Origin of the sequence: Enterococcus caccae ATCC BAA-1240 (assembly GCF_000407145.1) — a bacterium.
Taxonomy (GTDB): Bacteria; Bacillota; Bacilli; order Lactobacillales; family Enterococcaceae; genus Enterococcus_L; species Enterococcus_L caccae.
Genome location: NZ_KE136473.1, coordinates 424,385 through 435,741 on the forward strand (window position 1 = coordinate 424,385; position 11,357 = coordinate 435,741).

Below are 11,357 nucleotides of genomic sequence, written 5' to 3' on the forward strand. Positions count from 1 at the left end.
AGTGGAACCCATTTATTTAGATCATGCAGCAACGACACCTGCGCATACAGCAGTTATTGAGATAATGGCCAGTGAAATGGCCAATACATTTGGCAATCCGTCTAGTATCCATACATTTGGCAGACAAGCCCATCGCAAGTTAGAAGATATCCGTCAAGGGATTGCGGCAAGCCTTGAAGTAAAACCGCACGAAATTATCTTTAATAGTGGTGGTACAGAAGGGGATAACACCGCAATCATTGAAACGGCACTTTCTAGAAAAGAGCAGGGAATGCATTTGATTACAACAGCTATTGAGCATCCTGCTGTTTTAGAAACAATGAAGTATCTGGAAGAGTTGGGGTTTGAAGTGACGTACTTACCTGTCGACACAGAGGGGAATCTCGCTATTACAGATTTTGAAGCCGCTTTGCGGGACGATACAATTTTGGTTTCCGTGATGTATGGCAATAATGAAATAGGCAATTTAATGCCAATCAAAGAAATCGGAGCGTTGATGAAGGAACATCCAGCAATTTTTCATACAGATGCTGTACAAGCATATGGTTCTGAGCGGATTTTACCTCATGAATTGGGCATTGACTTACTGAGTATTTCTGCTCATAAAATCAATGGGCCAAAAGGTGTAGGCTTCTTATTTAAAAATGATGCCATTTTTTTACCGTCATTTTTACACGGTGGGGAACAAGAAGAAAAGCGGCGAGCTGGAACGGAAAATTTAGCTGGTATTGCTGGAATGGGCAAAGCAGTCGAACTTTTGACAGAGGCTGAAAAAGAAAAACGACATGAACAATATCGTGAATTTGAACGAATTATTTTGACTGAACTGGATAAAGCACAGATTGATTACCGGATCAATGGTAATCCTGAAAATAAGTTAGCCCATATTTTAAACTTACAATTTAAAGGTGTAGCAAGTGATTTATTATTGATGCACTTAGATTTGCAAGGTATAGCGATCTCAACAGGGTCGGCTTGTACTGCAGGAACAGTTGATCCTTCTCATGTTCTACAAGCAATGTATGGCAAAAACGATCCAGCTATCAAAGAATCTGTCCGAATTAGTTTTGGATTAGGAAACGATGACGCTCAAATCAAGCGATTAACGGCTATATTAATTGATATAATCAATAAAATAAAGTAGTAATTGCAGAAAAGTCAGATTAAAACTAGCAAAAAGAAAGCGTACCAACTATAATAAAAGAGACAATAAATAAAGAGGTGGAAAAATGGCATTTAAAGAAAAAGCAACAGTAGAAGGTTGTACGGTATTTTATAAAGTAAATGAACAAGCAAAAAAATACACATTGAAAGATAATGGCTTCACTGAAACGAATTCAGGGAATTTTCAGTTGATTCGTCCATTGGATGCAACACCCCAAAGTAAAGAAGGCTTTAAATTAAAAATTACGATCGCAGAAGACTTAAAAACATTGAAAATGTCTGTGACAACAGCTAACGGTTTGAAAGCGATGAATATTTTCAAAAGCGACTCTCATGCAATGAGTCAAGAAAAATTTTATTTCTTGATGGATGGCATGATCAGTCGTGGGGTTTTTGAGAAAGCGTAATGTTATATTCTGAAAATGAGGATGGGACAGAAGTGTTTAATCCCGAGAAATAAGAAGGAATTCACGAAAATGACAAGAAACACGGAATTTTTAATTCAGATGTTGAATGATTCCTAATCGGTGCTCTTCAAATTTTTGTGACCAAGTAGGTACTGTGCAACATCAACTCGTTCCTCGTTGTGTTTTACAGCAATTTCGGCTTATTTCCGAAGGGATTACTTCTGCTCCCACCGTTTATCCGGATTTAAAGCTCAAAACAAAACTGCTTTTTAATTTTGTCCCGAGCTTATTTTTTTGCGTTCAAAATGCAGAAAAATTTGATTAAGAAGTAAGTTGTCCACTCTTAATACCTTTACTTCTTCTAAAATACTAGTATAATAAGTATCACTGAAAAGTTACGACCTTCAAATCGTAGATGAGTTCAGAATCTAAATTGAAATGATGGTGATCAAATGACAGATAACAGCAAAACTCGTGTCGTTGTAGGCATGAGCGGAGGTGTAGATTCTTCTGTTACAGCATTGCTTTTAAAAGAGCAAGGCTATGATGTCGTGGGTATCTTTATGAAAAATTGGGATGACACGGATGAAAATGGTGTGTGTACAGCCACCGAAGATTACAAGGATGTAGCAAAAGTTGCCGATCAAATCGGTATTCCTTACTATTCTGTAAACTTTGAAAAGGAATATTGGGATCGTGTATTTGAATATTTTCTTAAAGAATATCGTTTGGGAAGGACGCCAAATCCTGATGTGATGTGTAATAAAGAAATTAAATTCAAAGCTTTTTTAGAGTATGCAATGCAACTAGGAGCAGATTATGTAGCGACTGGACATTACGCTCAAGTAGAACGAAAAGAAGACGGCACTGTACGTATGTTACGTGGTGTGGATAATAATAAAGATCAAACGTATTTCTTGAGTCAATTATCTCAAGCACAATTAGCTAAAACAATGTTTCCTTTAGGAGGCATGGAAAAATCAGAAGTTCGAGCAATCGCGGAACGCGCTGATTTAGCAACTGCGAAGAAAAAAGACTCAACAGGTATTTGTTTTATCGGAGAAAAGAACTTCAAACAATTTTTAAGTACCTATTTACCTGCTAACAAAGGGAATATGGTTACTTTAGATGGAGAAGTCAAAGGGCAACATGATGGTTTGATGTATTATACGATCGGACAACGTCAAGGTTTAGGGATTGGCGGGGGCAAAGGCTCACAAGAACCTTGGTTTGTAGTGGGGAAAGATCTAGCAACGAACACATTATATGTTGGACAAGGCTTTCATCATGAACAATTATACGCAACGCATTTAGATGCAAGTGAAATTCATTTCACTGTTGACTCAGAAATGCCGAGAGAATTTGAATGTACAGCGAAATTCCGTTATCGTCAAGATGATATTCCAGTTAAAGTTGTGTTAACGGGTGACGGAACAACAGCCAAAGTTATTTTTTCAGAGCCAGTTCGAGCAATCACTCCAGGACAAGCAGTTGTATTTTATGATGGAATGGAATGTCTTGGTGGCGGTTTGATCGATCAAGCGTATCAAGAAGAAAAAGTATTGCAATATATTTAATCAAAAAAACGAGTAGGAATTTTTTCCTACTCGTTTTTTTGATTACAGTTACGAAAATAAGCTCTCGATTCTGGTGAAAAAATAAGATAAAACATCGAACATAACTCAACGACACGAAACGCTAGCATAATCATTTTCGGAAACATACTGACCATCATTGGTGGGTAAAAGTACATTAAAAAAATAAATGGAATAAAAAGTATAGAGAAGAGGTAGCCTTTTTTCCCCCCTGTCATCAATCCCGCAATTTCAATAATATAAATTAAAAAAACAGCTATCTGATACCAAACTTCTGATCCAAAGCGTCCATTACCTTCAACTACAGCTTTCAACGCCAAAATCAATGATATGATAAGTAAAATATTATTATATAATAGTAAATAAATAGCGATCGAATTCCAAAATACAGGTTTTTTCATAATCAGAAACGTTCCTTTCTACTCTTTCCATATTTTAGCAAATGCTCATTCCGTTCGCAATGAAATACCAAGAAAATCAATTGTTTTTCTTAGCTTTGCTTGATCCTGTGATAAAATAAAAATAATGAACGTTTAAACAAAAACTATTTCACAAGCACTTAAGTTGAAAGTTTTGCACTAAGTGACTAGAATAGCTTTTGTAGAAAGAATTGGAGTGATAGATTAATGTACCAAGTGGTTACCATGTACGGCGATAATGAACCTTGGTGGTTTTTTGAAGACTGGCAAGAAGATATCGAAGAAAATAAAACCTTTGATTGTTTAGAAGATGCGGAACGTTACTACATAAAACAATGGCAAGAACTTTCTTCAACATATGAGTACATAAATACAAAAGTGAATTACTTAGCAGCGTTTTGGAATAATGGTGATGAACGCTGGTGTGAAGAATGTGATGAAGATCTGCAACAATATAAAGGCTTAGCTTTGTTAAAAGATCTGCAAGCTGTGACATTCGAAAGTGGCGATGATTTTCATGAACGCCATAATGATTGTGCGAAGCCGAAATGTTGTAAATCGAGTTTAGTTTAAAAAGAATTAAGAAAAATATAGAGAGTAAGATAATGGGAACATTATCTTACTCTCTATATTTTCGTTTTCTGAAGAAGTAGATAACTGAGAAAATAAGGCAATCAAAAAAGAGTGATTCAAAGTGCCAAGGATCGTTACTAATAATACTTCTATAAGGTACTCCGCCAGAAATGATTGGATGATAGTGAAAGTTACTATTTGGTATCATATTTGCTGCGATGCCAAGAACAAATTGAAGCGTATGCACTATGAAGAGTGCGATCATTGCATAAACTAAGGAATCTGAAACAGTTTTTTTCTCTAATTCATCCAGACGACCTTTCTTTACTTGAACCAAGGCTTTAATGGCATTAAAAATCGAGCTAATTGTAAAAACCCCTATTAGTAATAGGATAATGGCTTGTGTTATTTGTAAAGCTGTATTCATTTATTCTTCCTCCTCTAGCTGAAAAATTTCTTCAACATGCATATTAAAATACTTCGCTATTTTTAAAGATAGCTCCAAGCTTGGATTATACTTTGTTTTTTCAATAGCATTCATGGTTTGTCTAGAAACGCCTAAATCAGTGGCCATCTGAATTTGGGTTATTTTCTTACTTTCACGTATTTCTTTGATCTTATTATGAACGTTCATGATGATAAACTCCTAATTATTAGTAAAGATATCTTTACTTTATTTTAGCATAGTTAAATTGATTCGTAAAGATATCTTTACGTTGTTTTGAACAAAAAAAGAAAAGCAACCAATAAACTTTAAAAAGTTGCTTTTCTTCACATTCGTTCAGACTAATCTTTACAAACCCATTTTCCATCTTCCATATTACAAGAACCATTTTCCGATTCATCATTTTTAAGCACTTCAATAATGGGTGTCTCTTTTTCTTTGATTGTCGCAATTGCTTGCATGATTTGATCCAGCGGCTGCGCACCGTTGATCAGATATTTTCCATTAACGATCAATGCTGGAACACCGCTAAGTTGATAGGCATTTGCTAAACGAAAATCATCTTCAACTAAGGCTAACGTTTCTGGATTAGTAAAAGCTTGCTGCCATTTTTCAAAATCAATGGAACTGTTTTTGACGATTGATTCAATTATGTTAATGTCATCAATATCTTTACTATCAACGAATAAAGCTGTCTGTAAAGCATCAAACATGTCCCAATAACTAGCTTCTCCGCCTACAACTCCTGCTGCTTTTGCAGCGAGTAAACCATTCATAGAAGTTGGAAAAAGAAAGTCAGCTGCTCTCATTCCTTCAATGTTAAACCGATGAAGGTCATCATTTTGATTAGCATGAACCCAGTGAGATAGGATTTCATTTTTAGCATTTTCTCTAGAACCAAACATCTGCTTATGATCTTCTTCATCTCTAGCTAAAGCAAAAGAACGGTGGATGATGTTTATGTCAGGCATTTCTTTTTGAACTTGTCTCATTCTATACGACATTGGAAAACAAAAACTACAGATAACGTCGTGAAAAAACTCAATTGTAATCATAGGATCTCCTTGATAATCTTTATTTTTATTAACTTACAATTAGTAAGTATATAGTTCTTCTATTTACATTTCAATTAAAAAGCTTGAATAAGAGGCGAAAAGAACCAGCCGAGTGTGGTAAAATCAACATATTGACATTTTAACGATTAATTCAATTGATATATGGAATACAGAAAGTGAGTGAAACAAATGGCAAACAAACAACTGATTATTGCCGAAAAACCTAGTGTTGCTAAAGATTTAAGCAAAGTGCTAGGAGCAAATCAAAAAAATAAAAGTTATTACGAAGGTCCGACTGTAATTGTAACGTGGGCATTAGGTCATTTACTTGGATTAAAGATGCCAGAAGATATCAATAAAGAATGGCAATCATGGCAAATGGAAACTCTGCCGATGGTACCCAAAAATTTAGGGATCAAGCCTTTACCAAAAACAGGACATCAATTAAAAGCTATTAAGCAACTAGCAAACCGTAAAGATGTCACAGAAGCGGTGATCGCAACTGATGCAGGACGTGAAGGAGAATTGGTCGCTCGTTGGATTTTAGAATATGTTCATTTTAACAAGCCGGTTAAGCGTCTTTGGATTTCTTCGCAAACAGATAAGGCAATAAAGGATGGTTTCAAAAAACTGAGACCTGCTAAAGAATATGATAACTTGTATTATTCAGCCTTAGCTCGCGCCAAAGCAGACTGGTTAGTTGGTTTGAACGTCACCAGAGCCTTAACGGTAAAATATCAAGATAGTCTTTCAGCTGGACGGGTACAGACACCCACACTATCTTTAGTCCGCCAACAAGAAAAGAAAATCGAAGGCTTTAGACCACAAACGTATTTTTCAGTAGAACTGCAAGTTCAAAAAGAAAAAGCGAAGCTGGTTCAAAGTAATCCATACGCATTTAAAGAACGAAATGATGTAGAAGCGTTCGTAAAAAAACTAAGCGAAGGCAAAGGGAAAGTAACAGATATCCAAGAAAAAACGAAAACAGAACAAGCACCACTTCCTTATGATTTAACTGAAATTCAAAGAGAAGCCAATCAACGCTATCAATTTTCAGCGAAGAAAACTCTTTCCCTCGTTCAAAGTCTCTACGAATTTCATAAAATCGTGACGTATCCAAGGACGGATAGTAAGTATTTAACAACGGATATGAAAGCAACGATGAAAGAACGTTTGCAAGCAGTGAGTGATTTTGCACCTGAAGTTAAAACGTATATTAAAGACGGCGGTCAAGTCAAACTGACGAAAGTCTTCCAAAACGAGAAGGTCACAGATCACCATGCCTTGATTCCAACGGAACAACGTCCACGTTACGAAAAATTAAGTGGCGATGAGCAAAAAATCTACAATATGATCGTCACACGTTTCTTGGGGATGTTTGCGGAGCCTCACCGCACAAAGCAAACAAAAGTAACAGTAAATTTTAACAAAGAACAATTTATTTTCCGTCAAAGCAAAGTAGAAGTTGCAGGATGGAAGCAAGAAAAAGAAGAAGTAGCGCCATCTGTCGACTGGAAATTAGGCATGATCGTACCGCCCAATTTCACCATTAATAAAGAACTAACAGCACCACCAAAACCTTTGACTGAAGGCACCTTACTAGGTTTAATGGAAAAACATAGCTTAGGAACTCCTGCTACACGCGCTGAAATCATTGAAAAACTGATCAAATCAGAATTGATGGAACGCACGACAAATGGTTTAAGTGTTTCACCAAAGGGCAAACAGTTGCTCGAATTGGTCAATCCATCCTTAGTTACGCCTGAATTAACCGAAAAATGGGAGAAAACATTAGAAGCTATCGCCAAGGGGAAACAAAGCAGTACTGTTTTTCTTAAAGAAATTGAACAAGATACGAAAAAATTAGTCAACGAGATCAAACAAAGCGAAAGCAAATACCAAGATTTTTCTATCACACAAAAGAAATGCCCAGAATGTGGTTCAAACTTGCGTGAGAAAAATACTAAAGACGGTAAAATCTATGTTTGTTCCAATCAAGATTGTAGCTATCGTCGGAGAAAAGACCCGAAAGTGTCCAATCACCGTTGTTCACAATGCCACCGTAAAATGGAGATTATCGATGGTAAAAACGGTGCTTACTTTAAATGTAAATACTGTTCGATCACTGAAAAAATGCAAGATAAAAAAGAACGCAGTAAAAAACTGACGAAACATGAAGAACGTAAGTTGATGAAAAAATATTCACAAAAAGAAGAACCAGAAGAAAGTGCACTAGCACAAGCCTTGAAAGCGGCGATGAAACAAGACTGATTTTCAATTAAAAACACCGATCCTCAGAAATTTTGATGATCGGTGTTTTTTAGTGGATAAGGAGGCCTGAAACCGTTTGATTTCATGTTATAATTTAGTCAAAATACTAAACAGAGAAGAGTGAAAGAATCATGGTTGCCAACAATAAACAAGAACAATTAGACGAAAAATTCATGAAACAAGCACTAGAACTTGCCAAAGATGCTGCTAAAAAGGGAAATGAACCCTTTGGCGCATTACTTGTAAAAGACAATAAAGTTGTCCTAACTGGTGAAAATCAAATTCATACAGAAAGTGACCCTACTTATCATGCAGAATTAGGCATTATTCGTGATTTTTGTTCTAGCCAAAAAATATCAGATCTATCTGAATATACATTGTATACAAGTTGTGAACCATGCTGTATGTGTACAGGAGCGATGGTTTGGAGCAGTTTGGGTAGAATGGTCTATAGTTTAGGTCATGATGAATTAGCTGAAATCGCAGGCTTTAATATCATGATTGGGAGCGAAGAAATTTTTGCAAAAAGCCCAAACAGACCTGAAGTTGCAAAAGGCGTATTACGAGAAATTGCAATGCCGATTTATATAAATTATTTTCAGGATACATTTGTTTAGTTTAGTGAAATCAAGTCGTTCAATAGATACTTGATTTCTATTTATGTATTCAGATTCCTTGTGACTGGGGTGTAACTCGTAGAGTTATTCCCTAGTCTTTTTTTGATAAAAAGATAGAGATTCAAGTAAACAGGATTCAAGATGTGCAAGCTAAAGTGTTTGAGTACTTATTTTCAATAGTTAACTTGGTGAAAGAGAAAGTCGTATTATGTTTGTTTTTAATATTTATTAGAGGTATCCAACCTTGTTTATATACATATTGTCATTGTTTTTAACACTAATTATAATTTTATATCTATATTATATCGTATATATATCATATTTTGTTTCGAAATATATTTTTATATGATATATTAATTTTACGTGGATTGTTTAACATTCACAGTAAAATAAAAAAGGAGATTTATAATTTATGAAAAAATGTGTTAAGGCGTTGGTAGCGTTGTTGGGAGGTATGACATTTCTATCTGTTTTTTCGGTAGGTGGGTATGCAGTAGACTTACCTAAGGAGGTTGAATATTTTCCTTCGGAGCCAGATTCAGGAATTAAAGTAGAAATACCGAGGGATATTCCTGAGACTGAGTTATTCAAGAGAAAAAGACAACTATTGCCTGAAAAATTTGATTTCAGCAATGGAAATTTTGAAACTGTTATGAAGGATCAAGGCGAATTAGGCTTATGTTGGGCTTATTCTGGAACAGATACAATAGCTATTTCAGCAAAAAAGGAATTTGGTGAAGAGTATTATATTTCGCCAAACTATTTTAATTATTATTTCTCAAAAAATAGTTTTTCAGATATATTAAATCCACATCACATCGGGAGAACTCTGGATGGAGGCGGAAATGCAAACAGTATATTTACTCAAGGTGCATTGAACAATTTAGGGACGACCGAAACAATATTTCCAACACCTAAAATACGTGAAGTAAATCAGCCAATGATATCAAGTGATTTTTATAACCAAACAAAAGAAAAATTACCAATGAGTATTGAGAAAGTGGTTAAAGTACCTGGAGTAAGTTATCAAACGGAATCACAAGAAAAGAAAGAAAAAAAAGTTGAAGATATCAAATCATTAATTTACACATATGGTGCGGCAACTTTTTATTATGACACTAAGTATAGCCATGATTCTAAGTACTATAGTCATAAGACAAATTCTACTTATGTACCTGTTGAAGACGCTAAAGCAAACTTAATTTCAACCAATGGTGATTGGTTGACTGCTAACCATGGAATTATCATTGTTGGTTGGGATGACAATTATGATAAAGAAAACTTTGTAAAGAAACCCCAAAATAATGGTGCTTTTAAAATGAAAAACTCTTGGGGAGCACAAAATCATGATAAGGGTTATTTTTATATGAGCTATGAAGATGCGTACCTTTTGGTAGCAGAAAATATTGCAGCTGACACAACAAAAGAAACGTATGATCATGTAAACAGTTATATAAATGGGGAGCAATATTCTTATATTAATTTGGGCTCTCAGTCTAAAGATATTTATCTAGGTAATACTTTTACAACTTCTAAAAAGGCAGAATCATTAGAAGCAGTTTCAATTCGAACAAATCAATCGCATATAAATTATGAAATTTATTATCTGGGTAAAGCAATCGAAAAAAATAAAACATTTTCAGGATTTGACGGTTTAGAAAAAATTGCTTCAGGGACCAAGGATGAACCAGGTTTTGAATTGCTTAAAACAAAAGAAGTGATGATAGATCCGAATACTGACTATTCAATTATAATAAAATATACCTATCCACAAGATGTATCAACAATGAATATTCCGTTGCAGCAAGTGAAAGATGTAACTAAGGGACAAACACCACATTTAGATGCTGGTCGTTCATTTTATAGTAATAGGAATGAAAATGGTAAGAGGCATTGGCTCAGTGTATCTGATGGAAGTCTTTGGGGAATGGACAAACGCTATAACCTATGGGCTAATGCTTATACTAGAGATAGCCATGAAGAAATGACTATCAACATTTCACCCGAGACTGCGGAACTGACTGTTGGAGATATAAAAAAATTAGACGCTATAGTGACACCCGAAAACGCAGTCAACAAAAAAATTAGTTGGAGTAGTTCAAATACAGATATTGCAACTGTATCTGAGACAGGCGAAGTTGCAGCAAAAGCGGCTGGAAAAGTAACGATTACTGCAAAGACTGAAGTGGGAAATAAGATAGCGACTGCAGAAATCACTGTTATACCTAAGTCTGTCTCAGTCATTGGTGTGACTGTTGAACCTAGTAACATTCAATTGAAAACTAAAGAAACGAAGCAGTTGAAAGCGACAATTAATCCAGAGAATGCAACCAATAAACTGGTTGCATGGAGCAGCTCTAATCCAGAGATTGCAACTGTTTCAAAAGATGGAGAAGTAACAGGAATATCGGCAGGTAAAGCGACAATAATTGTAAAAACTATTGATGGAAATAAAGAAGTGAAAAGTGTTGTTAATGTAATTGAAGAAGAAGTTGACGACCACGGAGATACTGGCGAAACGGCAACGAAAATTAAAGAAGGCGAACTAGTCAAAGGAAAAATCAATAGCTCAAGTGATATAGATGTTTTTGAAATGAACATAAAATCAGAAAAGAATCAAACGATCGTTTTAGAATCCCCAAATGGGTATGTACCAGAATGGACTGTCAAATTAGGCTCTTCCTGGTATGGCCCATATACGGGAGTAGAAGCTGGAATCGCCAAAGGGATGTATAGAACCACTTATTTTTCGAAAAATCCGTCAGACAACACCGTACGTTTTTATGTAGATAAACGTTTAGTTTCAGCGGG

The 11,357-nt window shown here is 35.4% G+C and carries 11 protein-coding genes; 7 read left to right on the forward strand and 4 right to left on the reverse strand.

Going from position 1 to position 11,357, the window contains the following annotated elements:
- Position 1: 1 nt before the first annotated feature.
- From I580_RS07525 to mnmA, 3 genes are all read left to right on the forward strand, one after another.
- A complete protein-coding gene (locus I580_RS07525) occupies positions 2-1,144 on the forward strand; it encodes a cysteine desulfurase family protein (protein ID WP_010771358.1) in 1,143 nt (380 codons plus the stop codon).
- A gap of 85 nt (positions 1,145-1,229) precedes the next feature.
- The gene (locus tag I580_RS07530) at positions 1,230-1,571 is read left to right on the forward strand and encodes a DUF1831 domain-containing protein (RefSeq protein ID WP_010771359.1); all 342 of its coding nucleotides are present in this window, start codon (positions 1,230-1,232) and stop codon (positions 1,569-1,571) included.
- Between the two features lie 452 nt (positions 1,572-2,023).
- Positions 2,024-3,148, forward strand: a complete 1,125-nt coding sequence (mnmA, locus tag I580_RS07535) for a tRNA 2-thiouridine(34) synthase MnmA (RefSeq protein WP_010771360.1) — start codon at positions 2,024-2,026, stop codon at positions 3,146-3,148.
- A gap of 26 nt (positions 3,149-3,174) precedes the next feature.
- On the opposite strand, the gene I580_RS07540 is transcribed toward mnmA, so the two are convergent.
- Positions 3,175-3,567: a hypothetical protein gene (locus I580_RS07540; RefSeq protein ID WP_010771361.1), complete on the reverse strand. Its 393-nt coding sequence runs from the start codon at positions 3,565-3,567 to the stop codon at positions 3,175-3,177.
- A gap of 225 nt (positions 3,568-3,792) precedes the next feature.
- On the opposite strand from I580_RS07540, the gene I580_RS07545 reads away from it, so the two are divergent.
- On the forward strand, positions 3,793-4,158 hold the full coding sequence (locus I580_RS07545; protein WP_010771362.1) for a DUF1033 family protein: 366 nt from the start codon (positions 3,793-3,795) through the stop codon (positions 4,156-4,158).
- A gap of 46 nt (positions 4,159-4,204) precedes the next feature.
- Here the strand turns inward: I580_RS07545 and I580_RS07550 are convergent, their stop codons facing one another.
- The 3 genes from I580_RS07550 to I580_RS07560 all read right to left on the reverse strand — a co-directional run bounded on the left by I580_RS07550 (position 4,205) and on the right by I580_RS07560 (position 5,658).
- Positions 4,205-4,585 carry a hypothetical protein gene (locus tag I580_RS07550; protein WP_010771363.1) on the reverse strand — a complete coding sequence of 127 codons (381 nt, stop codon included), beginning with the start codon at positions 4,583-4,585 and terminating at the stop codon, positions 4,205-4,207.
- Positions 4,586-4,792, reverse strand: coding sequence for a helix-turn-helix transcriptional regulator (locus tag I580_RS07555; protein WP_010771364.1), 207 nt, complete (start codon positions 4,790-4,792; stop codon positions 4,586-4,588).
- 152 nt (positions 4,793-4,944) lie between these two features.
- Positions 4,945-5,658: a DsbA family oxidoreductase gene (locus I580_RS07560; protein ID WP_010771365.1), complete on the reverse strand. Its 714-nt coding sequence runs from the start codon at positions 5,656-5,658 to the stop codon at positions 4,945-4,947.
- A 189-nt stretch (positions 5,659-5,847) separates the two neighbouring features.
- Here I580_RS07560 and I580_RS07565 point away from each other — a divergent pair, with 189 nt between their 5' ends.
- The 3 genes from I580_RS07565 to I580_RS16440 all read left to right on the forward strand — a co-directional run.
- On the forward strand, positions 5,848-7,929 hold the full coding sequence (locus tag I580_RS07565; protein ID WP_010771366.1) for a DNA topoisomerase III: 2,082 nt from the start codon (positions 5,848-5,850) through the stop codon (positions 7,927-7,929).
- 131 nt (positions 7,930-8,060) lie between these two features.
- Positions 8,061-8,546: a nucleoside deaminase gene (locus tag I580_RS07570; protein ID WP_010771367.1), complete on the forward strand. Its 486-nt coding sequence runs from the start codon at positions 8,061-8,063 to the stop codon at positions 8,544-8,546.
- A 412-nt stretch (positions 8,547-8,958) separates the two neighbouring features.
- A partial coding sequence (locus tag I580_RS16440) for an Ig-like domain-containing protein (protein ID WP_016249796.1) occupies positions 8,959-11,357 on the forward strand: 2,399 nt, incomplete at its 3' end.

Bases quoted from the DNA above. Each gene is read 5' to 3' on its own strand.
- I580_RS07530 (WP_010771359.1), top strand. From the start codon at position 1,230: ATGGCATTTAAAGAAAAAGCAACAGTAGAAGGTTGTACGGTATTTTAT.
- mnmA (WP_010771360.1), top strand. From the start codon at position 2,024: ATGACAGATAACAGCAAAACTCGTGTCGTTGTAGGCATGAGCGGAGGT.
- I580_RS07540 (WP_010771361.1), bottom strand. From the start codon at position 3,567: ATGAAAAAACCTGTATTTTGGAATTCGATCGCTATTTATTTACTATTA.
- I580_RS07545 (WP_010771362.1), top strand. From the start codon at position 3,793: ATGTACCAAGTGGTTACCATGTACGGCGATAATGAACCTTGGTGGTTT.
- I580_RS07550 (WP_010771363.1), bottom strand. From the start codon at position 4,585: ATGAATACAGCTTTACAAATAACACAAGCCATTATCCTATTACTAATA.
- I580_RS07555 (WP_010771364.1), bottom strand. From the start codon at position 4,792: ATGAACGTTCATAATAAGATCAAAGAAATACGTGAAAGTAAGAAAATA.
- I580_RS07560 (WP_010771365.1), bottom strand. From the start codon at position 5,658: ATGATTACAATTGAGTTTTTTCACGACGTTATCTGTAGTTTTTGTTTT.
- I580_RS07565 (WP_010771366.1), top strand. From the start codon at position 5,848: ATGGCAAACAAACAACTGATTATTGCCGAAAAACCTAGTGTTGCTAAA.
- I580_RS07570 (WP_010771367.1), top strand. From the start codon at position 8,061: ATGGTTGCCAACAATAAACAAGAACAATTAGACGAAAAATTCATGAAA.